Origin of the sequence: Burkholderia sp. AU28863, from assembly GCF_002223195.1 — a bacterium.
GTDB classification, from domain to species: domain Bacteria; phylum Pseudomonadota; class Gammaproteobacteria; order Burkholderiales; family Burkholderiaceae; genus Burkholderia; species Burkholderia sola.
Genome location: NZ_NKFE01000002.1, coordinates 85,554 through 106,360, shown reverse-complemented (window position 1 = coordinate 106,360; position 20,807 = coordinate 85,554). Strand labels below are relative to the sequence as shown.

27 protein-coding genes are annotated in these 20,807 nt (G+C 65.8%); 1 reads left to right on the top strand and 26 read right to left on the bottom strand.

Annotated features, from left to right (window positions below; all coding sequences use genetic code 11):
- Positions 1-25: 25 nt before the first annotated feature.
- From CFB81_RS01860 to CFB81_RS01840, 5 genes are all read right to left on the bottom strand, one after another.
- Positions 26-637: a glutathione S-transferase N-terminal domain-containing protein gene (locus tag CFB81_RS01860; RefSeq protein WP_006400565.1), complete on the bottom strand. Its 612-nt coding sequence runs from the start codon at positions 635-637 to the stop codon at positions 26-28.
- 94 nt (positions 638-731) lie between these two features.
- The gene (locus tag CFB81_RS01855) at positions 732-1,490 is read right to left on the bottom strand and encodes a cytochrome c1 (protein ID WP_006477108.1); all 759 of its coding nucleotides are present in this window, start codon (positions 1,488-1,490) and stop codon (positions 732-734) included.
- Between the two features lie 21 nt (positions 1,491-1,511).
- Positions 1,512-2,894 carry a cytochrome bc complex cytochrome b subunit gene (locus CFB81_RS01850; RefSeq protein WP_089434463.1) on the bottom strand — a complete coding sequence of 461 codons (1,383 nt, stop codon included), beginning with the start codon at positions 2,892-2,894 and terminating at the stop codon, positions 1,512-1,514.
- Positions 2,894-3,514 carry a ubiquinol-cytochrome c reductase iron-sulfur subunit gene (gene petA, locus CFB81_RS01845; protein ID WP_034209785.1) on the bottom strand — a complete coding sequence of 207 codons (621 nt, stop codon included), beginning with the start codon at positions 3,512-3,514 and terminating at the stop codon, positions 2,894-2,896. The genes CFB81_RS01850 and petA overlap by 1 nt, the downstream gene beginning before the upstream one ends.
- Positions 3,515-3,732: 218 nt before the next feature.
- Positions 3,733-4,479 (bottom strand): Nif3-like dinuclear metal center hexameric protein, encoded by a 747-nt coding sequence (locus CFB81_RS01840; protein ID WP_069619441.1) that lies wholly within the window; start codon positions 4,477-4,479, stop codon positions 3,733-3,735.
- A 21-nt stretch (positions 4,480-4,500) separates the two neighbouring features.
- On the opposite strand from CFB81_RS01840, the gene CFB81_RS01835 reads away from it, so the two are divergent.
- On the top strand, positions 4,501-5,706 hold the full coding sequence (locus tag CFB81_RS01835) for a Do family serine endopeptidase (protein WP_089434462.1): 1,206 nt from the start codon (positions 4,501-4,503) through the stop codon (positions 5,704-5,706).
- Positions 5,707-5,898: 192 nt separating this feature from the next.
- Here CFB81_RS01835 and tatC read toward each other — a convergent pair whose 3' ends face one another.
- The 21 genes from tatC to CFB81_RS01730 all read right to left on the bottom strand — a co-directional run bounded on the left by tatC (position 5,899) and on the right by CFB81_RS01730 (position 20,724).
- Positions 5,899-6,687 (bottom strand): twin-arginine translocase subunit TatC, encoded by a 789-nt coding sequence (tatC, locus tag CFB81_RS01830; RefSeq protein WP_089434461.1) that lies wholly within the window; start codon positions 6,685-6,687, stop codon positions 5,899-5,901.
- 41 nt (positions 6,688-6,728) lie between these two features.
- Positions 6,729-7,262 (bottom strand): Sec-independent protein translocase protein TatB, encoded by a 534-nt coding sequence (gene tatB / locus CFB81_RS01825; protein WP_069619439.1) that lies wholly within the window; start codon positions 7,260-7,262, stop codon positions 6,729-6,731.
- Positions 7,263-7,286: 24 nt separating this feature from the next.
- Positions 7,287-7,517, bottom strand: a complete 231-nt coding sequence (gene tatA / locus CFB81_RS01820) for a Sec-independent protein translocase subunit TatA (RefSeq protein WP_006477115.1) — start codon at positions 7,515-7,517, stop codon at positions 7,287-7,289.
- A 94-nt stretch (positions 7,518-7,611) separates the two neighbouring features.
- On the bottom strand, positions 7,612-7,977 hold the full coding sequence (locus tag CFB81_RS01815) for a histidine triad nucleotide-binding protein (protein ID WP_089434460.1): 366 nt from the start codon (positions 7,975-7,977) through the stop codon (positions 7,612-7,614).
- Positions 7,978-8,008: 31 nt separating this feature from the next.
- Positions 8,009-8,401 carry a hypothetical protein gene (locus tag CFB81_RS01810; RefSeq protein ID WP_069619437.1) on the bottom strand — a complete coding sequence of 131 codons (393 nt, stop codon included), beginning with the start codon at positions 8,399-8,401 and terminating at the stop codon, positions 8,009-8,011.
- A 70-nt stretch (positions 8,402-8,471) separates the two neighbouring features.
- Entirely contained in the window at positions 8,472-8,837 is a 366-nt protein-coding gene (locus tag CFB81_RS01805; protein WP_011546603.1) for a phosphoribosyl-ATP diphosphatase, read from the bottom strand.
- Positions 8,834-9,250, bottom strand: a complete 417-nt coding sequence (gene hisI / locus CFB81_RS01800) for a phosphoribosyl-AMP cyclohydrolase (protein WP_069619436.1) — start codon at positions 9,248-9,250, stop codon at positions 8,834-8,836. Before hisI ends, CFB81_RS01805 begins: the two co-directional genes overlap by 4 nt.
- Positions 9,250-10,023, bottom strand: coding sequence for an imidazole glycerol phosphate synthase subunit HisF (gene hisF / locus CFB81_RS01795; protein WP_069619435.1), 774 nt, complete (start codon positions 10,021-10,023; stop codon positions 9,250-9,252). The genes hisI and hisF overlap by 1 nt, the downstream gene beginning before the upstream one ends.
- Before the next feature lie 106 nt (positions 10,024-10,129).
- Positions 10,130-10,885: a 1-(5-phosphoribosyl)-5-[(5-phosphoribosylamino)methylideneamino]imidazole-4-carboxamide isomerase gene (gene hisA, locus CFB81_RS01790; RefSeq protein WP_006477123.1), complete on the bottom strand. Its 756-nt coding sequence runs from the start codon at positions 10,883-10,885 to the stop codon at positions 10,130-10,132.
- Positions 10,886-11,049: 164 nt separating this feature from the next.
- Positions 11,050-11,691, bottom strand: coding sequence for an imidazole glycerol phosphate synthase subunit HisH (hisH, locus tag CFB81_RS01785; RefSeq protein ID WP_089434459.1), 642 nt, complete (start codon positions 11,689-11,691; stop codon positions 11,050-11,052).
- Complete coding sequence (locus CFB81_RS01780) at positions 11,688-12,308, bottom strand: YchE family NAAT transporter (protein ID WP_069619433.1); 621 nt, start codon at positions 12,306-12,308, stop codon at positions 11,688-11,690. Before CFB81_RS01780 ends, hisH begins: the two co-directional genes overlap by 4 nt.
- A 60-nt stretch (positions 12,309-12,368) precedes the next feature.
- Positions 12,369-12,956 (bottom strand): imidazoleglycerol-phosphate dehydratase HisB, encoded by a 588-nt coding sequence (hisB, locus tag CFB81_RS01775; protein WP_011546606.1) that lies wholly within the window; start codon positions 12,954-12,956, stop codon positions 12,369-12,371.
- Between the two features lie 65 nt (positions 12,957-13,021).
- The gene (gene hisC, locus CFB81_RS01770; protein WP_069619431.1) at positions 13,022-14,095 is read right to left on the bottom strand and encodes a histidinol-phosphate transaminase; all 1,074 of its coding nucleotides are present in this window, start codon (positions 14,093-14,095) and stop codon (positions 13,022-13,024) included.
- 140 nt (positions 14,096-14,235) lie between these two features.
- Positions 14,236-15,552 (bottom strand): histidinol dehydrogenase, encoded by a 1,317-nt coding sequence (gene hisD / locus CFB81_RS01765; RefSeq protein ID WP_027783351.1) that lies wholly within the window; start codon positions 15,550-15,552, stop codon positions 14,236-14,238.
- Positions 15,553-15,576: 24 nt separating this feature from the next.
- Positions 15,577-16,230 carry an ATP phosphoribosyltransferase gene (gene hisG / locus CFB81_RS01760; protein WP_050013128.1) on the bottom strand — a complete coding sequence of 218 codons (654 nt, stop codon included), beginning with the start codon at positions 16,228-16,230 and terminating at the stop codon, positions 15,577-15,579.
- The gene (gene murA, locus CFB81_RS01755) at positions 16,227-17,576 is read right to left on the bottom strand and encodes a UDP-N-acetylglucosamine 1-carboxyvinyltransferase (RefSeq protein WP_089434458.1); all 1,350 of its coding nucleotides are present in this window, start codon (positions 17,574-17,576) and stop codon (positions 16,227-16,229) included. Before murA ends, hisG begins: the two co-directional genes overlap by 4 nt.
- Before the next feature lie 14 nt (positions 17,577-17,590).
- Positions 17,591-17,830 (bottom strand): BolA family protein, encoded by a 240-nt coding sequence (locus CFB81_RS01750; protein ID WP_006477131.1) that lies wholly within the window; start codon positions 17,828-17,830, stop codon positions 17,591-17,593.
- Between the two features lie 55 nt (positions 17,831-17,885).
- Positions 17,886-18,707: an ABC transporter permease gene (locus CFB81_RS01745; protein WP_249190555.1), complete on the bottom strand. Its 822-nt coding sequence runs from the start codon at positions 18,705-18,707 to the stop codon at positions 17,886-17,888.
- Positions 18,704-19,630: an ABC transporter ATP-binding protein gene (locus CFB81_RS01740; protein WP_089434457.1), complete on the bottom strand. Its 927-nt coding sequence runs from the start codon at positions 19,628-19,630 to the stop codon at positions 18,704-18,706. Before CFB81_RS01740 ends, CFB81_RS01745 begins: the two co-directional genes overlap by 4 nt.
- A 192-nt stretch (positions 19,631-19,822) precedes the next feature.
- A complete protein-coding gene (locus CFB81_RS01735) occupies positions 19,823-20,098 on the bottom strand; it encodes a lipid asymmetry maintenance protein MlaB (RefSeq protein WP_050013131.1) in 276 nt (91 codons plus the stop codon).
- Positions 20,095-20,724, bottom strand: coding sequence for a phospholipid-binding protein MlaC (locus CFB81_RS01730; protein WP_012492305.1), 630 nt, complete (start codon positions 20,722-20,724; stop codon positions 20,095-20,097). Before CFB81_RS01730 ends, CFB81_RS01735 begins: the two co-directional genes overlap by 4 nt.
- Positions 20,725-20,807 lie beyond the last annotated feature (83 nt).

Here is a 20,807-nt window from a genome sequence, read left to right as displayed (position 1 = left end):
GCTCCGTCATGCCTTCATTGCAACATTAACGACGCATGACCTTTTCGGACGGCGTCAGTGCTTCGATGTAGGCCGGGCGGCTGAAGATCCGTTCGGCATACTTCATCAGCGGCGCGGCGTTCTTCGACAGCTCGATGCCGTAGTGATCCAGGCGCCACAGCAGCGGTGCGATCGCGACGTCGAGCATCGAGAACTCCTCGCCGAGCATGTACTTGTTCTTCACGAAGATCGGCGCGAGCTGCGTCAGGCGATCGCGGATCGCGAGGCGCGCCTTCTCGTGATTCTTCTCCGCCGCCTTGCCCTTCTCGTTCTCGAGCGTGCTGACGTGGACGAACAGTTCCTTCTCGAAGTTGAGCAGGAACAGGCGCGCGCGGGCGCGCTGCACCGGGTCGGCCGGCATCAGCTGCGGATGCGGGAAGCGCTCGTCGATGTACTCGTTGATGATGTTCGATTCGTACAGGATCAGATCGCGCTCGACCAGGATCGGCACCTGACCGTACGGGTTCATCACCGAAATGTCTTCCGGCTTGTTGAACAGGTCGACGTCGCGGATTTCGAAGTCCATGCCCTTCTCGAACAGCACCAGCCGGCAACGCTGGGAGAACGGGCAAGTTGTGCCGGAATACAGAACCATCATATTTGCGTTTCCTCAAAAAAGCCGAGGGCCGGCACGCGGCGCAACCCCTTTCACGGGTTCCGCCTTGCGCCGGCCCCACGCCGGTCAGGCGTGTTTACTTGATATCTTTCCAGTACGCGGCATTGAGCCGCCAGGCCAGGAAAGTCAGGACACCGAGAAAGATCAGCACCCACACGCCGAGGCGTTTGCGGGTCTGCTGGGCCGGCTCGGACATCCACGTCATATAGGCCACCAGGTCGGCCACCGCAGCATCGTAGTCGGGCGACGAGAGCGTACCCGGCGTGACCTGCTGGAAGCCGACGAGCACGTGGGCCTTTTCGCCCGTCTCCTCGTCCGTCTTGTCTTCGAATTTGGCAACGCGCTGCCCCTGCAGCTGCCACAACACATGGGGCATGCCGACGTTCTCGAACACCGCGTTGTTCCAGCCGGTCGGCCGCGTATCGTCGCGGTAGAAGCTCCGCAGATACGTGTACAGCCAGTCGCGGCCGCGCGCACGCTCCTCGACCGACAGGTCGGGCGGCGTGGTGCCGAGCCAGTTCTTCGCGTCGTCGGGCCGCATCGCCACGGACATCGTGTTTCCGACCTTGTCGGTCGTGAACAGGAGATTCGTTTCGATCTCCTTCTGGGATATGCCCAGATCCGTCAGACGGTTGTAGCGCATCAGGTTCGCGCTGTGGCAGTTCAGGCAATAGTTTACAAACAATTGCGCGCCGTGCTGAAGCGAAACGAGATTTTCCGTGTTATCGGGCGCCCGGTCGAGCGGAAAATTACCCTCCGCCCGCACGGCCGGCGCCGCCAGCAGCGCACAGGCGGTCGCCCCGATCAGCGCGAGTGTCGAAAGCAGTTTCTTCATGTCGTTCTCTCCTCGCTCACGTTAATGGGGCTTGAAGCGCACCCGTTCCGGCGGCTGCTTGAACGTGCCAAGCGGCGTCCAGACGGGCATGCCGAGGAAGAACGCGAAGTAGATCAACGCGCAGAACTGCGCGATCAGCGTCGCCGCCGGCGAGGGCGGCCGCGTGCCGAGGAACGCGAGGGTCAGGAACGCCGCGACGAAGACCCCGAGGAACACCTTGTGGAACAGCGGCCGGTAGCGGATCGACTTCACCGGGCTGCGGTCGAGCCACGGCAGGAAGAACAGCGAGATCACCGCCGAGCCCATCACGACGACGCCCCAGAACTTCGACTCCGTCAGGTACATGAACACGACGATCGCGGCGGCCAGCACCGGCAGCCCGACCTTCCACTTGCCGCGCGCGCGGATCAACGCGAGCACGCCGAGCAGCGCGATCACGACCATCAGCACGATCTTGAACGGGTCGGTGGTCGCGCGCAGCATCGCGTAGAACGCGGTGAAGTACCAGACCGGCGCGATCTCGGGCGGCGTCTGCAGCGGGTTCGCCGGGACGAAGTTGTTCGCCTCGAGGAAGTAGCCGCCCATCTCCGGCGAGAAGAACACGATCAGCGCGAACACCATCAGGAACACGCACACGCCGAGGAAATCGTGCACCGAGTAGTACGGGTGGAACGGGATGCCGTCGAGCGGAATGCCGTTCTCGTCCTTCTTCGCCTTGATTTCGATGCCGTCCGGGTTGTTCGACCCGACTTCGTGCAGCGCAACGAGGTGCGCGACGACGAGTCCGACCAGCACGAGCGGGATCGCGATCACGTGGAACGCGAAGAACCGGTTCAGCGTGACGTCGGACACGACGTAGTCGCCGCGAATCCACAGCGACAGGTCCGGGCCGACGAACGGGATCGCCGAGAACAGGTTCACGATCACCTGCGCGCCCCAGAACGACATCTGGCCCCACGGCAGCAGGTAGCCGAAGAACGCCTCGGCCATCAGGCAGAGGAAGATCGCGCAGCCGAAGATCCAGACGAGTTCGCGCGGCTTGCGGTACGACCCGTACAGCAGCCCGCGGAACATGTGCAGGTAGACGACCACGAAGAACATCGATGCACCGGTCGAGTGCATGTAGCGGATCAGCCAGCCCCACGGCACCTCGCGCATGATGTACTCGACCGACGCGAACGCGAGCGTCGAGTCGGGCTTGTAGTTCATCGTCAGGAAGATGCCCGTGACGATCTGGTTCACGAGCACCAGCAGCGCGAGGGAGCCGAAGAAGTACCAGAAGTTGAAGTTCTTCGGCGCGTAGTACTCGGATACGTGTTTCTTCCAGGTGGACGTGAGCGGGAAGCGCTGGTCGATCCAGCCGGTGAAACCTGTCGTGGAGACTTCCTTGTTGTCGGCGGCCATCACGCTTCTCCTTTCTCGTCCTTGCCGATCACGAGGGTCGTCGCCGACGTGAACATGTAGGGCGGGATGTCGAGATTCTGAGGCGCCGGCTTGTTCTTGAACACGCGGCCGGCGAGGTCGTAGGTCGAACCGTGGCACGGGCACAGGAAACCGCCCGGCCAGTCGTCCGGCAGGTTCGGCTGCGGACCCGGCGTGAAGCGTTGGCTAGGCGTGCAGCCGAGATGCGTACACACGGCCATCACGACGAGAATGTTCTTGCGATCGGCCCGTGCACGATATTCGTTCGCGCAATACGCGGGCAACGGCATCGAATACGGGGATTTCGTGGTCGGATCGGCCACTTCCTTGTCGGCCTTGACCACGTCGGCCAGCATCGAATCGGTGCGATTCAGGATCCAGACGGGCTTGCCGCGCCACGGCACGGTGACCATTTCGCCGGGCTTCAGGCCGCTGATATCGACCTCGACCGGTGCACCGGCCGCTTTCGCTTTCGCGGACGGCGCAAGCGACGCCGCGAAAGGTATGACGGTGGCGACGCCTCCTACGCCACCTGCTACGGATGTCGCAATCAGCCAGGTACGGCGGCCGCTGTCGACGCGTTTCTCTTCCTTGTCTCGCATCACACGCCCCACTTCTGAGTTGGATTTTCCGTCACGACTTTCCATTCCGCCGCTAGTTTGCGCGAATGGAGTCGCCATTTACAAGGCCCGGAGATGAAAATCCCTTCGAAGTGTTTGATAGTTAAGGGTTATCCCCCACTATCGGAGCGATTAAATCATTTCTCTTTTAAGCAGGTGCTACATAGAGAAATTTCGATGCGCCGCCGCAAATTCGTTGCTCACACCGGATTATGAATATCGATAAAAAGGTGTTCGAGATCGAATTCCTCGGACAAGTGGCGCCCCAGCGCCTGGATTCCGTAGCGCTCGGTCGCATGGTGCCCCGCCGCAACGAACGCGACGCCGCTCTCCGCGGCTGCATGCGTGGTCGACTCGGACACCTCGCCGGTCAGGAACACGTCCGCGCCGGCGTCGATCGCCGCGTCGAAATAGCTCTGCGCGGCGCCCGTGCACCACGCGATGCGGCGCAGCTGCGTGTCCGGATCGCCGAGCACGAGCGGCGTGCGGCCGAGCGTGCGCTCGACCTTCGCGACGAAGTGCTCGAGCGTGACGGGCATCGGCAGCGTCGCCATCCAGCCGAGATCGCCTTCGCCGAAACGCTGCTCGCCGATCAGGCCGAGTTTTTCGCCGAGCTGCGCGTTGTTGCCGAACTGGGGGTGCGCGTCGAGCGGCAGGTGGAACGCGAACAGGTTCAGGTCGTTCGCGAGCAGCAGCTTCAGCCGCTGATACTTGCGGCCGGTGATCTGCGGCGCCTCGTTGCGCCAGAAATAGCCGTGATGGACGAGCACGGCATCCGCCCCCCATTCGAGCGCGGCTTCGAGTAGCGCGACCGACGCCGTCACGCCGGTGGCGATCTTCTCGATCTTGCGGCGCCCTTCGACCTGGAGGCCGTTCGGGCAATAGTCCTTGAAGCGCGCGGTTTCAAGGGTATTGTTCAAGTACAATTCGAGTTCGATCCGATCCATATAAACCTCTAATCCATTCAGATGCTTAGACGCTTCTGGCTGTTCTTCGCGCAGGCGGTGACCGTACTGCTCGCGCTGATGTTCATCGTCGTGACGCTCAAGCCGCAATGGCTGCAACGGCAAGGACAGCTCGGCAAGCAGCTCGCCACGCCGATCGTCGCGCTGCGCGAAGTCGCGCCGGGCATCGGCGGCGCACCGGCGACCACGTCGTATGCCGAAGCCGCGCAGAAGGCGATGCCGGCCGTCGTCAACGTGTTCTCCAGCAAGGACGGCTCGCTGCCGCCCGACCCGCGCGCGAAGGATCCGCTGTTCCGCTACTTCTTCGGCGACCGCAACGCCCGCAAGCAGCAGGACGAACCGGCTGCCAACCTCGGCTCGGGCGTTATCGTGAGCCCTGAAGGTTACATTCTAACGAACCAGCACGTCGTCGACGGCGCCGACCAGATCGAAGTCGCGCTCGCCGACGGCCGCACGGGCACCGCGAAGGTGATCGGCAGCGATCCCGAAACCGATCTCGCGGTGCTGAAGATCAACATGACGAACCTGCCGACGATCACGCTCGGCCGCTCCGACCAGTCGCGCGTCGGCGACGTCGTGCTCGCGATCGGCAACCCGTTCGGCGTCGGCCAGACGGTCACGATGGGGATCATCAGCGCGCTCGGCCGCAACCACCTCGGCATCAACACGTTCGAGAACTTCATCCAGACCGACGCGCCGATCAACCCCGGCAACTCCGGCGGCGCGCTGGTCGACGTGAACGGCAACCTGCTCGGCATCAACACGGCGATCTACTCGCGCTCGGGCGGCTCGCTCGGCATCGGTTTCGCGATTCCGGTCTCGACCGCTCGCACGGTGCTCGAAAGCATCATCACGACGGGTTCGGTCACGCGCGGCTGGATCGGCGTCGAGCCGCAGGACGTCACGCCGGAAATCGCCGAGTCGTTCGGGTTGCAGCAGAAATCGGGCGCGATCGTCGCGGGCGTGCTGCAAGGCGGCCCGGCCGACAAGGCCGGCATCAAGCCGGGCGACATCCTGGTGAGCGTCAATAGCGAGGAAATCACCGACACGACGAAGCTGCTGAACGTCGTCGCGCAGATCAAGCCGGGCACGCCGACCAAGGTACACGTCGTACGCAAGGGCAAACAGTTCGACGTGAACGTCGTGATCGGCAAGCGCCCGCCGCCGCCGAAGCAGACGCTCGACGAGCAGGACGGCGATAGCGAATGACGGTCGGCGGGCCGCGCACCGCCTGCCGGTCATGATGCAACGCGGAAACGGGAAAAGGCAGCCGGTTGGCTGCCTTTTTGCTTTGCTTCAAACGGCGTCTGGCGGAAGGTAAGCTTTGCGATGCGCCGGCTGGCGGCCCAACGCGGTACCCGGCGCCCCCGGCCGGGCCGGAAAGCCGCCGCGGCGCCGCCGTCAACTCGCGGCTTCGCCGTTCCCCGCCTCACTCTCTTCCACCGGCTTCTTCGGCACGAAGAACCGCGCGGCCAAGAGGCCGATCTCGAACAGCACGATCAGCGGCAGCGCGAGCATCAGTTGCGAAAACACGTCCGGCGGGGTGACGACCGCCGCGACCACGAATGCGCCGACGATCACGTACGGCCGCATCTCCTTCAGCTTCTTCAGGGACAGCACGCCCATCCTGACGAGCAGCACGACGACGATCGGCACCTCGAACGTGACCCCGAACGCGATGAACATCCCGAGCACGAAGCTCAGGTAGTTGTCGATGTCGGTCGTCATCTCGGCGCCGAGCGGCGCGTTGTAATGCGCCATCACGCGGAAGATCGTCGGGAATACGAGGAAGTACGCGAACGCCATCCCGCACAGGAACAGCACGTAGCTGCTGCCGACGAGCGGCGTGACGAGCTTCTTCTCGTGCTGGTACAGCCCCGGCGCGACGAACGCCCAGATCTGGTACAGCACGATCGGCAGCGCGATCACGAGCGCGACGAGCATCGTGACCTTCATCGGCACGAAGAACGAGCCGGTGACGTCGGTGACGATCATCTTGCCGTCTTTCGGCAGGTTCTCCATCAACGGCCGCGCGAGCAGCTTGAAGATGTCCGGCGCCCAGTACACGAGCCCGACGAACACGACGATCACGGCCAGCCCCGCGCGAATGATGCGATCGCGAAGCTCGACGAGATGGGAAATGAAGGTTTCTTCCGGGGCGTCGCCCGGGTTCTGCTGGGGGTCGCTCACACCGGCCCTCGGTAGGATTGACGAGCGAGCATGCGCTCGACTCAGAAGAAGCGCGTCGGCCGGCGCAGGCTGGCCGGCTGGTGGCGCGCGACACGCGCGGCGCCCGACTGCACGTGCGTGCGGCGGGTCGTCGCGCGCTTGTACCAGACGGGCGTCGCCGCCTGCTTGATGCGCCAGTTGCGACGCTTCGGCGCAAGCGCGGCCGTGCTGCCGCCACGCCACGACGGCGCCGCGGGCGTGTCGCTACCGTGCACGCCGGCATCGACCGAGCCTTCGTTGAGACCGCCGACCGCGGAATGCCACGTGTCGTTCAGTTCCTTCTCGTGCTCGCGCAGGTTGTCGTGAATCGTCGTCTCGACATTGCGCGCGGCCGATTCGAAATCGGTCTTCATCGTCCGCAGCGCGTCGAGTTCGATTTCGCGCGAGACCTCGGCCTTCACGTCGTTGATGTACCGCTGCGCGCGGCCGAACAGCGCGCCTGCCGTACGCGCGACGCGCGGCAGGCGCTCGGGGCCGAGCACCACGAGCGCGACGACGCCGATCAGCGCCATCTTCGAAAGACCGAGATCCAGCATCGCGAATGCCTCAGCGTGCCGGCGTTACGCCTTGTTCGAATCGGAACGCGTCGTTTCCTTCGCGTTGACGTCGACCGCGCCCGAACGCGGCAGTTGCTGCGCGTCCGCCGGCGTTTCGCCTTCCTTCATGCCGTCCTTGAAACCCTTCACGGCGCTACCGAGGTCGTTGCCGATGTTGCGCAGCTTCTTCGTACCGAAAACCAGCGCGACGATCAGCAGCACGATCAGCCAGTGCCAAATGCTCAATCCACCCATGATGAAACCTCTCCTCAACCACGCCGCGATGCGGCGCAAATTGCCGGCGACGCGCCGGCTTCGACTATCGGATGCGGGGAAACGCCCCGCGTCGTCAACCCATCCGTTGCCACGGGCGCGGGCCGGCCAGGATATGCGCGTGCAGGTGATAGACCTCCTGCCCGCCGCCCGGGCCCGTATTGATCGCCGTGCGAAAACCGGTTTCGCCGCCCGTATACGCGACGCCGAGCTGGTCGGCCAGACGCGCGACGAGCAGCATCAGCCGGCCGAGCATCGGCGCATCGGTGTCGACCGCCGCGGACAGCGTCGGCAGGTGCCGGCGCGGAATCACGAGCACGTGCGTATCGGCCGCCGGTCGGATGTCGCGGAACGCGACGAATTCGTCGTCCTCGTGCACCTTCGTGCTCGGGATCTCGCCTGCCGCGATCTTGCAGAACAGGCAATTCGGATCGTGACTCATGTTGCTCCTGCAAACGCCCGCGTGCGGCCGGTCAGAACCACGCCTGCGGATCGAGCGTCTTGTTGTCGTTCAGGTACAGCCAACCCTTGATGATACGGTACAGCGTCCAAATCCACGTGACAAACATCACGACGAATCCGACCACGACGAACATCAGCGCGAACCCGATCACGTAAGCGATCAGCGCGCGCCAGAACGTGCGGATCTGCCACTCGAAGTGATCGGCGTACGGCGTGCCGGCCACGTCGCCGCGCTTCACGTAGTTGATGATGATCGCGATGATGCCCGTGACGCCGCCCGTCAGCCAGTGAATTGCATAAAGACCGTACAGCACGTGGGTCAGCGTGCGCAGCCCGTTCAGGCGCTCGGCATCCGCGGCTCCCGGCACCGCCGGCGTCGGAAACTGGTTCGACGTATCGTTCATGATGCTACCCCCGTTAGATGACAATTCTTACAGCTTACCGCACTGTTGCCACCGCGGCGGGCCCTGTTCGTCACCCGCCGTTTTCCTCGCGCTCGCGGCGCTTGCGCAGCGCTTTTTCCTCGATGCCCGACAGGCCTTCGCGGCGCTCGAGTTCGGCGATCACGTCCGCCGGGCTCAGGTCGAAATGCGACAGCATCACGAGGCAGTGGAACCACAGGTCGGCCACCTCGCCGACCAGCGCGCTTGGCGCGCCGCCCTGGCGCACGTCCTTCGCGGCCAGCACGACTTCCGTCGCCTCTTCGCCGATCTTCTTCAGCACGGCGTCGTCGCCCTTGTGGAACAGGCGCGATACGTACGATTGATCGGGATCGCCGCCCTTGCGGCTGTCGATCACGGCCGCCAGGCGCAGCAGCGTGTCTTCGGTCGATTGCGTCATTTGTAGATGTGTTCGGGGTCTTTCAGCACCGGCTCGACCGCGACCCAGTCGCCGCTGTCCACCGTACCTTCGAATTTCTGGAAGAAGCACGAATGCCGGCCGGTGTGGCACGCGATGCCCGACACCTGCTCGACCTTCAGCAGCACGACGTCCTCGTCGCAGTCGAGCCGCACCTCGTGCACGTGCTGCACGTGGCCCGACTCCTCGCCCTTGAACCACAGGCGCTTGCGCGAACGCGAATAGTAGACCGCGCGCTGCGTCTCGATCGTCTTCGCGAGCGCTTCGCGGTTCATCCACGCGAACATCAGCACGTCGTTCGTCGACGCTTCCTGCGCGATCACCGGCACGAGGCCGTTGTCGTCCCAGCGGACCTTGTCGAGCCACGCGGGCACCGATTTCGTTTCGGTATTCATCACAGCCTCACCGCGATGCCCTGGTCGGCCATGAAGCGCTTCGCCTCGCCGACCGTGTGCTCGCCGTAGTGGAAGATGCTCGCGGCCAGCACCGCGTCGGCGCGGCCGTCCTTGATGCCGTCCGCGAGATCCTGCAGGCAGCCGACACCGCCCGACGCGATCACCGGCACCGGCACCGCGTCCGACACGCCGCGCGTGAGCGCGAGGTCGAAGCCCGATTTCGTGCCGTCGCGGTCCATGCTCGTGAGCAGGATCTCGCCCGCCCCGAGCTCGGCCATCCTGCGCGCCCATTCGATCGCGTCGAGGCCCGTGTTCTTGCGGCCGCCGTGCGTGAACACTTCCCAGCGCGGCGTCTCGCCGTCGGCAGACACGCGCTTCGCGTCGATCGCGACGACGATGCACTGCGAGCCGTACTTGTCGGCCGCGTCGCGCACGAGCTGCGGATTCGCGACCGCCGACGAATTCATGCTGACCTTGTCCGCGCCCGCGTTCAGCAGGCGCCGCACGTCCTCGACGGCGCGCACGCCGCCGCCGACGGTCAGCGGAATGAAGACCTGCGACGCGACGGCTTCGATGATCGGCAGGATCAGGTCGCGCTGGTCGGACGTCGCGGTGATGTCGAGGAAGGTCAGTTCGTCGGCACCCTGGTCGTCGTAGCGGCGGGCGATTTCGACGGGGTCGCCGGCGTCGCGCAGCTCGACGAAATTGACGCCCTTGACGACACGCCCGGCGGTCACGTCCAGGCAGGGGATGATGCGTTTAGCTAGAGCCATGATGTTGCGCCAAATGCCGCGCTGGGACGGCCGGTTGCGGAAGCCTCGCGCGAGGCTTCCGGTCGGGGCCGCCCGCGGGCAGCCCCGGCGAACGGGACGATCGCGGTTACGCGTTGTCGAGTTCGCCGTTCAGTTCGTCCGCGCGCTTTTGCGCGGCCGCGAAATCGAGATCGCCGGAGTAGATCGCCCGGCCGCAGATCACGCCTTCGACGCCGTGCTCTTCCACTTCGCACAGGCTCTCGATGTCCGTGAGGTTCGACAGGCCGCCCGACGCGATCACCGGGATGCCGACCGCCTGCGCAAGCTTCACGGTCGCGTCGATGTTGATGCCTTGCAGCATCCCGTCGCGGCCGATGTCCGTGTAGACGATCGATTCGACGCCGTAGTCCTCGAACTTCTTCGCGAGATCGATCACTTCGTGGCCGGTCAGCTTGCTCCAGCCGTCGGTCGCGACCTTGCCGTCCTTCGCGTCCAGCCCGACGATGATGCTGCCGGAGAACGCGGTGCACGCGTCCTGCAGGAAGCCCGGGTTCTTCACTGCCGCGGTGCCGATGATCACGTAGGACAGGCCGGCGTCGAGATACTTCTCGATCGTCTCGAGGCTGCGGATGCCGCCGCCGAGCTGGACGGGGATTTCGTCGCCGACTTCGTCGAGGATCGCTTCGATCGCCTCGAGGTTCTTCGGCTTGCCGGCGAATGCGCCGTTCAGGTCGACGAGATGGAGCCGTCGGGCGCCGAGATCGACCCACTTGCGGGCCATCGCCGCCGGGTCCTCGGAGAAAATCGTGGCCTGGTCCATATCGCCCTGTTTGAGGCGCACACACTGACCGTCTTTGAGGTCGATGGCCGGAATCAGCAACATAGCAATCGGGTGTCGTCGTGGAAAATGAAAAGAATCAGGCGCGTACCGGCCAAACCGGTGCCGCGCCGTCTCGCTAGTTTAGTACAACTCTTTCGGTGCTTAAGCGCGCGCGCCATGCACGACAGGCCGTTCGGCCAGGTCGACTGTGGCTCGCGCGCCACGTTTTACGGCTTCCAGTGTACGAAGTTGCGATACAGACGCAACCCGACTTCCGCGCTCTTCTCCGGGTGGAATTGGGTCGCGAAGATGTTGTCCCGCGCGACCGCGGACGTGAACGGCGCGCCGTAGGCCGTTTCGCCGACCGTGTGCGCCGGGTTGTCCGGGCTCACGTAATAGCTGTGCACGAAGTAGAAATACGCGTCGTCGGGCACGCCGTCCCACAGCGGGTGCGGCTGCGCCTGGCGCACGCGGTTCCAGCCCATCTGCGGCACCTTGAAGCGCGAGCCGTCGTCCTGCACGCGGCCGTCGAGCGCGAAGCGCACGACCTTGCCGGGCAGGAGGCCCAGACCCTTCGTGTCGCCTTCCGCGCTCCAGTCGAACAGCATCTGCTCGCCGACGCACACGCCGAGCAGCGGCTTGGTGCGCGATGCGTCGATCACGGCCTCCTGCAAGCCCGATTCGCCGAGGCAGCGCATGCAGTCGGGCATCGCGCCCTGGCCGGGCAGCACGACGCGGTCGGCCGCGCGAATCGCGGCCGGCGTGTCGACGATCGCCACGTCGGCGGCCGGTTCGGCCTTCTTGAGCGCCTGCGCGACCGAGCGCAGGTTGCCCATCCCATAATCCACAATCGCAATCGAAGTTTTCATCTCAGTGCAGGCAGTAGCGCCCTCAGTCCATCGACGATGAATTCCACCGCCAGCGCCGACAGCATCAGACCCATCAGCCGCGTGGCGATGTTGATGCCGGTGCGGCCGATCCAGGTCGCGATCGGCTCGGCGAGCCGCATCGCGACGAAACACAGAAAAGCCAGGACCGCGCCGATCGCGACCAGCCCGGCCCGCTCATACCAGTGATGCGCGTTCGCCGCATAGATGATCACCGTGCTGATCGAGCCGGGGCCCGTGAGCAGCGGAATCGCCAGCGGCACGACCGCGATGTTGTCCTTCAGCTCGGCTTCGTGGCGTTCCTCCGGCGTCGATCGCGTGTTGCCGATCTGCGCGTTCAGCATGTTGATCGCCATCAGCAGCATGATGATCCCGCCGCCCACTTCGAGCGACCCGACCGAAATGCCGAAGAAGTTGATGATCTGCTGCCCGAGCAGCGCGGTCACCGTCATCACGCAGAACACCGACACCGATGCGATCCGGATCGTGCGCCGCCGCTCGTCGTCCGTCTGCTGCGCCGTCAGGCTCAGGAAGAACGGCACCGCGCCGACCGGGTTGATCAGCGCGAGCAGCGAAATGAACGATTTGAGCAGATCCATCGCAAGCCGGCGCGCCGCGCCGAAGCCGTGAGGTTGTCCTTGGCGTCGTCCGTTCGGAAGTTAGAGGCTGCCTTTCGTCGACGGAATCTGCCCCGCCGCGCGCTCGTCGAGTTCCACCGCCGCGCGCAGCGCGCGTCCGAAGGCCTTGAACACCGTCTCGAGCTGATGGTGCGCGTTGATCCCGCGCAGGTTGTCGATATGCAGCGTGACGCCCGCGTGGTTCACGAACCCGCGGAAGAACTCGATCGACAGGTCGACGTCGAACGTGCCGATCCGCGCGCGCGTGAACGGCACGTGGAATTCGAGGCCCGGCCGGCCGGAGAAGTCGATCACGACGCGCGACAGCGCCTCGTCGAGCGGCACGTACGAATGGCCGTAGCGGCGGATGCCCTTGCGGTCGCCGATCGCCTTCGCGACGGCCTGACCGAGCGTGATGCCGACATCCTCGACCGTGTGGTGATCGTCGATATGCGTGTCGCCATGCGCTTCGACCTCGAGATCGACCAGACCGTGTCGCGCGATCTGGTCGAGCATATGGTCGAGAAACGGCACGCCGGTGGCCAGCTTCTGCCGGCCGGTGCCGTCGAGATCGAGCTTCACACGGATCTGCGTTTCGCTGGTATTGCGAACGACTTCCGCCACACGCATGGCAATTCCTTGATTGAGTCTGATGTAAATGGGGATTGATCGTCGCGCGCCGCCGCGCCCTGGGCTCAACCGGGCAGCGCGAGTTTCAAGGCGGCCAGCAGGCGGGCGTTTTCGTCGGGAGAACCGACGGTCAGCCGCACGCATTCGGCCAGTAACGGATGCATTTTACTCACGTTTTTGACCAGCACCCGCTCGGTGAGCAGCGCATCGAACACGGCCGCGGCGTCCGGCACGCGCACCAGCAGGAAATTGCCGGCGCTCGGGAACACCGTCGCGCCCGGCAGCGCGGCCACCGCCTGCGCGAGGCGCGCGCGTTCCGCGCGCAATTCGGCCGCCTGCGCGTCGAGCACGTCGAGGTGGTCGAGCAGGAAATCGGCGGTCGCCTGGGTCAGCACGTTGATGTTGTACGGCGGGCGCACCTTGTCGAACTCGTTCAGCCACGCGGGCGTGCCGACGAGATAGCCGAGGCGGATGCCCGCGAGGCCGAGCTTCGACACCGTGCGCATCACGACGACGTTGTCGAACTCGCCCGCGCGCGGCAACCACGAGCGCTCGGCGAACGGCTGGTACGCCTCGTCGATCACGATCAGGCTGTGCCGCGCGGCCGCGACGATCCGCTCGACATCGGCGTCGTCGTACAGCGTGCCGGTCGGGTTGTTCGGATACGCGAGATAGACGATCGCCGGCCGGTGCTCGGCGATCGCCGCGAGCAGCGCGTCGGCATCGAGCGTCAGGTCCGCCTTCAGCGGCACGCCGACGAACTCGAGCTGCGCGAACTTCGCCGAGAGCTCGTACATCACGAAGCCCGGCACCGGCGCGAGCACCTTCGCACCCGGCTTCGCGCACGCGACCGAGATCATGCTGATGATTTCGTCGGAACCGTTGCCGAGCAGCACGTCGCAGCCGGCCGGCACGCGCATCGCATGGCGCAGCTTGTCGAGCAGCGCGGCCGGGCGCGGCGCCGGGTAGCGGTTCAGCGCGACCTGCGCGAGCCGCTCGCCGAGCGCCGCGGCGAGCGGCTCCGGCAGCGAATACGGATTCTCCATCGCGTCGAGCTTCACGAACCCGCTCGCGTCGGGAACCGGATAGCTCGTCATCGCGAGCACGTCGCGGCGGATGATGTCTTGTGGCGTCGTCATGGTCTCAAGCCGGCGTGCATCGCGCCGGCGTCAAATGGTCGGCAAGGCGGCGGCTGCCGCCCTGCGCTCGTCCCCTGCCCCGATCCGGGGCGGCCGGCGCCGGCGCCTCGGCGCCCGCCCGGCCCGCGCACCCGGCGCGGTCAGCCCTTCATCCGGAACTCGGCGCTCCTTGCGTGCGCCTGCAGCCCTTCGCCGTAGGCGAGTTCGGACGCGATCTCGCCGAGCGTCTGCGCGCCCTCCGCGCTGACCTCGATCAGGCTCGAGCGCTTGATGAAGTCGTACACGCCGAGCGGCGACGAGAAGCGCGCGGTGCGCGACGTCGGTAGCACGTGGTTCGGGCCCGCGCAGTAGTCGCCGAGACTCTCGCTCGTGTAGCGGCCGAGGAAGATCGCGCCCGCGTGGCGAATCTGCTGGCCCCATTGCTGCGGCTCCAGCGCGGAAATTTCGAGGTGTTCCGGCGCGATGTCGTTCGCGATCCGGCACGCCTCGGCCATGTCGCGCACCTTGATCAGCGCACCGCGGCCTTCGAGCGACGCACGGATCACGTCCTGGCGCGGCATCGTCGGCAGCAACTCGTCGATCGCCTTCTCGACGCGATCGAGGAACGCGCCGTCCGGGCACAGCAGGATCGACTGCGCGAGTTCGTCGTGCTCGGCCTGCGAGAACAGGTCCATCGCGACCCAGTTCGGATCGGTCGTGCCGTCGCACAGCACGAGGATTTCCGACGGCCCGGCGATCATGTCGATGCCGACCGTCCCGAACACGCGGCGCTTCGCCGACGCGACGTACGCGTTGCCGGGACCGCAGATCTTGTCGACGGCCGGCACCGTCGCCGTGCCGTACGCGAGCGCGCCGACCGCCTGCGCGCCGCCGATCGTGAACACGCGATCGACGCCGCCGAGCAGCGCCGCGGCGAGCACGAGGTCGTTCTTCACGCCGTCCGGGGTCGGCACGACCATCACGATCTCGCCGACGCCCGCGACGCGCGCGGGAATCGCGTTCATCAGCACCGATGACGGATACGCGGCCTTGCCGCCCGGCACGTACAGGCCGACGCGGTCGAGCGGCGTGACTTTCTGGCCGAGCACCGTGCCGTCGCTCTCCGTGTACTGCCAGCTATGCGTGCCGCACTCGATCTTCTGCTTCTCGTGGTACGCGCGCACCCGCGCCGCGGCCGCTTCCAGCGCCGCGCGCGCCTTCGGCGCGAGGCCGTCGAGCGCCGTCTGCAGCGCGTCCTGCGGCAGTTCGAGCGCGGCGACGCTGTCCGCGCTCAGCCGGTCGAAGCGGTTCGTGTATTCGAGCACCGCGGCGTCGCCGCGCGACTTCACGTCGGCGAGGATCTGTGCGACCGACTGCTCGATCGCTTCGTCTTCGCTCGCCTCGAACGCGAGCACGGCGCGCAGCGCGGCGCCGAAGCCTTCGTTCGTCGAATCGAGCTTGCGGATGGTGATGGACATGGGAGTTCCGTTACGGTGATGCGCTCAACCGCCATTCTGCGACGCGCGTTCGAACGCGTCGAGGATCGGCTTGAGCGCCGCGCGCTTCAGCTTGAGCGCGGCCTGGTTCACGACGAGGCGCGACGAGATCGCCATGATCTCCTCGACCTCGACCAGATTGTTCGCCTTCAGCGTGCCGCCCGAGCTAACGAGGTCGACGATCGCGTCGGCCAGCCCGACCAGCGGCGCGAGCTCCATCGAGCCGTACAGCTTGATCAGGTCGACGTGCACGCCCTTCGCGGCAAAGTGTTCGCGCGCCGTTTCGACGTATTTCGTCGCGACCCGCAGGCGCGCGCCCTGGCGCACCGCGTTCGCATAGTCGAAACCGGCGGACACGGCCACCGACATCCGGCAGCGCGCAATGTTCAGATCGATCGGCTGGTACAGGCCCGAGCCGCCGTGCTCGACCAGCACGTCCTTGCCGGCCACGCCGAAATCGGCCGCGCCGTATTCGACGTAGGTCGGCACGTCGCTCGCGCGCACGATGATCACGCGCAGGTTCGGATCGGTCGTCGGCAGGATCAGCTTGCGCGACGTTTCCGGATCCTCGGCCACCTGCACGCCGGCGGCGGCCAGCAGCGGCAGGGTTTCCTCGAAGATCCGGCCCTTCGACAGGGCAAGGGTCAGCGGCGCGGTCATGCTTGGCTCCCGGAGAGGCGGCGCACGTTCGCGCCGACGGCGGTCAGTTTGGTTTCCATGCGGTCGTAGCCGCGGTCCAGGTGATAGATGCGGTCGACGAGCGTTTCGCCGTCCGCGCGCAGCCCGGCGATCACGAGGCTCGCCGACGCGCGCAGGTCGGTCGCCATCACGTTCGCGCCGGACAGCTTGTCGACGCCGGTCACGAGCGCCGTGTTGCCGTCGATCGTGATGTTCGCGCCGAGCCGGTTCAGCTCCTGCACATGCATGAAGCGGTTCTCGAAAATGGTTTCGACGACCTGCGCGGTGCCCGTCGCGACCGTATTGAGGGCCATGAACTGCGCCTGCATGTCGGTCGGAAACGCCGGGTATTCCGACGTGCGGATCGTCACCGCCGACGGGCGGCGGTCCATCTTCACGCGCAGCCAGCTGTCCCCTTCCTCGATCGACACGCCGGCTTCGCGCAGCTTGTCGATCACCGCGTCGAGGATGTGCGGGCGCACGCCCGTCAGCATCACATCGCCGCCGGCCGCCGCGACCGCGCACAGGAACGTGCCGGCCTCGATACGGTCTGGGATCACCGAATGGCGCGCGCCGTGCAGCTGCTCGACGCCCTGGATCACGAGGCGATCGGTGCCGATACCGTCGATTTTCGCGCCCATCGCGACCAGCAAGTGTGCGAGATCGCTCACTTCCGGCTCGCGCGCGGCGTTTTCGATCACCGTCTCGCCGTCGGCGAGCGTCGCGGCCATCAGCAGGTTTTCCGTTCCCGTCACCGTGATCATGTCGGTCACGATGCGCGCGCCCTTCAGGCGCTTCGCGCGCGCTTCGATGAAGCCGTGCTCGATGCTGATCTCCGCGCCCATCGCCTGCAGGCCCTTGATGTGCTGGTCGACCGGCCGCGCGCCGATCGCGCAGCCGCCCGGCAGCGACACCTTCGCCTCGCCGAAGCGCGCGAGCAGCGGCCCGAGCACGAGGATCGACGCCCGCATCGTCTTCACGAGCTCGTACGGCGCGACGAGGTTGTCGACGCGCGATGCGTCGAGCTGCACACGGCAGCCGTCCGTTTCGCTCTTCACGCCCATCTGGTTCAGCACCTTCAGCGTGGTGCGCACGTCCTTCAGGTTCGGCACGTTGTCGAGTTCGACCGGCTCGGCGCTGAGCAGCCCCGCGCACAGGATCGGCAGCGCGGCGTTCTTCGCGCCCGACACGACGATCTCGCCCGACAGCCGGCGGCCGCCTTCGATCACGAGCTTGTCCATCCCCTGTCCCTGCGATTCCCCGTTGGCGGCCGGGTGTGCCGTGGCGACGCTCTGGACGGCGTCGCGCTCGTTGACGGTGACTTGCACTCAGTGATTTCCGTTTATGCGTTCTGCCATTCGGCGGGCGTCAGCGTCTTCATGCTGAGCGCGTGAATTTCCTGCTTCATGCGATCGCCGAGCGCCGCATAGACGAGCTGGTGCCGCTGGATCGGCCGCTTGCCTTCGAAGGCCGCCGACACGATCGTCGCGAAGAAATGCTGGCCGTCGCCTTCGACTTCCAGATGCGTGCAGGCGAGACCGCCGGCGATGTATTGCTTGACCTGTTCGGGAGTCGGCAACATGGTGTAAGGCTCCTGTCGGCGCGCGCCGCCCTGCGGCGGCCGCGGCCTGTCGATATCAATGACGCAGTTTGTAGCCGGTCGCGAGCAGCCGCATCGCGATCAGCGCGAGCAGCACGAAGAAACCGGTGACGATCGCGAGGCTCGCGAACGGGTTGACGTCGGACGCGCCGAAGAACCCGAAACGGAAGCCGTCGATCATGTAGAAAAACGGGTTGAGACGCGACACTTCGCGCCACACGGGCGGCAGCGAGTGCGTCGAATAGAACACGCCGGACAGGAACGTCAGCGGCATGATCAGGAAGTTCTGGAACGCGGCGAGCTGGTCGAACTTCTCGGCCCAGATCCCGGCGATCAGGCCGAGCGTGCCGAGAATCGCGGAGCCGAGCAGCGCGAACGCCATGATGAACAACGGCGCCGCGAAGTGCATCGGGACAAACCAGATCGTCACGACGAACACGCCGGCGCCGACCGCGAGCCCGCGCACGACGGACGCGAGCACGTACGCGCCGAAGATGTCGCGGTACGACAGCGGCGGCAGCAGCATGAACACGAGGTTGCCGGTGATCTTCGACTGGATCAGCGACGACGAGCTGTTCGCGAACGCGTTCTGCAGCACGCTCATCATCACGAGGCCGGGCACGAGAAAGCTCACGTACTCGACGCCCGGATACACTTCGACGCGGCCCGACAGCGCGTGGCCGAAGATCGTCAGGTACAGCAGCGCCGTGACGATCGGCGCGCACACCGTCTGGAACGACACCTTCCAGAAACGCAGCAGTTCCTTGTAGAACAGCGTGCGGAACCCGCTTCCCGGCACGCGCCGGGCCGCCCCTTCGAGCGGCAGCGAACGCAGTTCGCGTGGGGAGTGTTGATTCATGCCAGACCCTCGATCACCTCGGCCCCGTTCATCACCTGGACGAACACATCCTCGAGGTCGGCCTTGCGGACCTCGATCTCGTCGAACGTGCAGCCGGCCGCGCGGCATTGCGCGAGGATGCGTTCGACCTCGTCGTAGCTCGCGAGGCGCAGCAGGTGCTCGCCCGGCGCGCGCGCGGCCGGGTCGGTTTCCAGCCCGCGCAGTTCGACCGGCAGCGCGCCGGTCGCGAACCGCAGGTACAGCTGCAGGCCCGCGAAGCGGCGCAGCAGCGCGTCGGTGCGATCGAGCGCAACGACTTCGCCGCGGCGCAGCATCGCGATGCGGTCGCACAGCGACTCGGCTTCCTCGAGGTAGTGGGTGGTCAGCACGATCGTGTGACCCTCGCGGTTCAGGCGCGAGATGAATTTCCACAGCGTCTGGCGCAATTCGACGTCGACGCCGGCGGTCGGCTCGTCGAGCACGATCACCGGCGGCCGGTGCACGAGCGCCTGCGCGACGAGCACGCGGCGCTTCATCCCGCCCGACAGCGCGCGCATGTTCGCGTCGGCTTTCTCGGTGAGATCGAGATTGGCCATCACTTCGTCGATCCAGTCGTCGTTGCGGCGCAGCCCGAAATAGCCGGACTGGATCCGCAGCGTCTCGCGGACGGTGAAGAACGGGTCGAAAACGAGTTCCTGCGGCACGACGCCGAGCGAGCGGCGGGCGTTGCGGAAGTCCTGGACGACGTCGTGACCGCGCACCGAGATACTGCCTTCGTCGGCCCGGGCGAGCCCGGCGAGGATACTGATGAGCGTGGTCTTACCTGCGCCGTTGGGGCCGAGCAGACCGAAAAACTCGCCTTCCTCGACCGACAGGCTGACGCCCTTGAGCGCCTGAAGCGACTTGTAGCGCTTCTTGACGTGACGGATTTCTATGGCTGACATGACTGTGCGCGACGCCAGGGCCGCGACGCCTATTCTGTGCTTGCTGCGAAAGAAAATGGGGGCCGGACGCCGATTGGCTGCCCCGCAAAACGCTTGATTATAGGGCAAACCGGCTGGGGGAGCCGGCGCCGGCGGCGCGCGGCGCGAAGCGTGCGCGCGCCGGCTGGCGCGGCAGGCTTCGATCGGACAGGGTCAATGTCGGCCGGTGCCTTCGATGAGCGCGTCGACGCCGTAGGCGCGCGCGAGGCTGGCGAGCTTCGGAGGGAGATTGAGGATGTCGAGGGCTGCACCGCGCGTCTTGGCGGCACGTTGCCATGCGAGCAGCACGGCGAGCGCGGACGAGTCGAACTGCGTGAGCGCCGCGCAATCGACGGCGGTCGCGCCCGCGCCGATGCGCGCAAGACCGTCCGCGAGCGCGGACTTCGCGCTCGCGACGGTCAGCGAGGAGCCGGCTTCGAAGCCGCTCACGACGCTTGCTTGCCGGCGGCAAGTTGCTGGTTGCGCTGCGTCAGGAACTGGATCAGCCCTTCCACGCCGCTTTGCTGGATCTTTTCGTTGAACTGCTGCTGGTACGTCTGGATCAGCCACGCGCCGAGCACGTTCAGGTCATACACCTTCCAGCCGTTCGCCGTCTTGTACAGGCGGTAATCGATCTGGACCGGCTGGCCGTTGTTCATCGCGACCGTCTTGACCACGACGTCGGTATCGGCCGGATCGGCGCGGAACGGCGGGTACTGGATCTGCTGGTCCGGCTTCAGCTGCGCCAGCGCGCCCGAATACGTGCGGATCAGCAGCAGCTTGAACTGCTCCTGAACCTGCTGTTGCTGCTCGGCCGTCGCCGTGCGCCAGTTGCGGCCCATCGCGAGCTGCGTGGTGCGGCGGAAATCGGTGTACGGCAGGATGTCCTTGTTGACGATCGAGATGATGCGGTTGGTGTCGCCCTGCTTGATCGTCTGCTGCTTGACCTCGTCGAGCACCTGCTGCGTCGCCGTCTTGATCAGCGCCTGCGGGTTCGACTGGTCGACTTGCGCGTGAGCCGCGCTGCCGAACGAGAACAGCGCCGCGAAAACGGGGATCAGGAACAGTTTTTTCATCATAGTGGCCTGCATGAATGAGTCGATGCGAAGGTTGGAGCAGGTAGCTTACGCGCAAGTTCGCATACGCTACCGACTGAATC

Excerpts from the sequence above, each read along its gene's own strand:
- CFB81_RS01860 (WP_006400565.1), bottom strand. The coding sequence starts at position 637 with ATGATGGTTCTGTATTCCGGCACAACTTGCCCGTTCTCCCAGCGTTGC.
- CFB81_RS01855 (WP_006477108.1), bottom strand. The coding sequence starts at position 1,490 with ATGAAGAAACTGCTTTCGACACTCGCGCTGATCGGGGCGACCGCCTGT.
- CFB81_RS01850 (WP_089434463.1), bottom strand. The coding sequence starts at position 2,894 with ATGGCCGCCGACAACAAGGAAGTCTCCACGACAGGTTTCACCGGCTGG.
- petA (WP_034209785.1), bottom strand. The coding sequence starts at position 3,514 with ATGCGAGACAAGGAAGAGAAACGCGTCGACAGCGGCCGCCGTACCTGG.
- CFB81_RS01840 (WP_069619441.1), bottom strand. The coding sequence starts at position 4,479 with ATGGATCGGATCGAACTCGAATTGTACTTGAACAATACCCTTGAAACC.
- CFB81_RS01835 (WP_089434462.1), top strand. The coding sequence starts at position 4,501 with ATGCTTAGACGCTTCTGGCTGTTCTTCGCGCAGGCGGTGACCGTACTG.
- tatB (WP_069619439.1), bottom strand. The coding sequence starts at position 7,262 with ATGCTGGATCTCGGTCTTTCGAAGATGGCGCTGATCGGCGTCGTCGCG.
- tatA (WP_006477115.1), bottom strand. The coding sequence starts at position 7,517 with ATGGGTGGATTGAGCATTTGGCACTGGCTGATCGTGCTGCTGATCGTC.
- CFB81_RS01815 (WP_089434460.1), bottom strand. The coding sequence starts at position 7,977 with ATGAGTCACGATCCGAATTGCCTGTTCTGCAAGATCGCGGCAGGCGAG.
- CFB81_RS01810 (WP_069619437.1), bottom strand. The coding sequence starts at position 8,401 with ATGAACGATACGTCGAACCAGTTTCCGACGCCGGCGGTGCCGGGAGCC.
- CFB81_RS01805 (WP_011546603.1), bottom strand. The coding sequence starts at position 8,837 with ATGACGCAATCGACCGAAGACACGCTGCTGCGCCTGGCGGCCGTGATC.
- hisI (WP_069619436.1), bottom strand. The coding sequence starts at position 9,250 with ATGAATACCGAAACGAAATCGGTGCCCGCGTGGCTCGACAAGGTCCGC.
- hisF (WP_069619435.1), bottom strand. The coding sequence starts at position 10,023 with ATGGCTCTAGCTAAACGCATCATCCCCTGCCTGGACGTGACCGCCGGG.
- hisA (WP_006477123.1), bottom strand. The coding sequence starts at position 10,885 with ATGTTGCTGATTCCGGCCATCGACCTCAAAGACGGTCAGTGTGTGCGC.
- hisH (WP_089434459.1), bottom strand. The coding sequence starts at position 11,691 with ATGAAAACTTCGATTGCGATTGTGGATTATGGGATGGGCAACCTGCGC.
- CFB81_RS01780 (WP_069619433.1), bottom strand. The coding sequence starts at position 12,308 with ATGGATCTGCTCAAATCGTTCATTTCGCTGCTCGCGCTGATCAACCCG.
- hisB (WP_011546606.1), bottom strand. The coding sequence starts at position 12,956 with ATGCGTGTGGCGGAAGTCGTTCGCAATACCAGCGAAACGCAGATCCGT.
- hisC (WP_069619431.1), bottom strand. The coding sequence starts at position 14,095 with ATGACGACGCCACAAGACATCATCCGCCGCGACGTGCTCGCGATGACG.
- hisD (WP_027783351.1), bottom strand. The coding sequence starts at position 15,552 with ATGTCCATCACCATCCGCAAGCTCGATTCGACGAACGAAGGCTTCGGC.
- hisG (WP_050013128.1), bottom strand. The coding sequence starts at position 16,230 with ATGACCGCGCCGCTGACCCTTGCCCTGTCGAAGGGCCGGATCTTCGAG.
- CFB81_RS01750 (WP_006477131.1), bottom strand. The coding sequence starts at position 17,830 with ATGTTGCCGACTCCCGAACAGGTCAAGCAATACATCGCCGGCGGTCTC.
- CFB81_RS01745 (WP_249190555.1), bottom strand. The coding sequence starts at position 18,707 with ATGAATCAACACTCCCCACGCGAACTGCGTTCGCTGCCGCTCGAAGGG.
- CFB81_RS01740 (WP_089434457.1), bottom strand. The coding sequence starts at position 19,630 with ATGTCAGCCATAGAAATCCGTCACGTCAAGAAGCGCTACAAGTCGCTT.
- CFB81_RS01730 (WP_012492305.1), bottom strand. The coding sequence starts at position 20,724 with ATGAAAAAACTGTTCCTGATCCCCGTTTTCGCGGCGCTGTTCTCGTTC.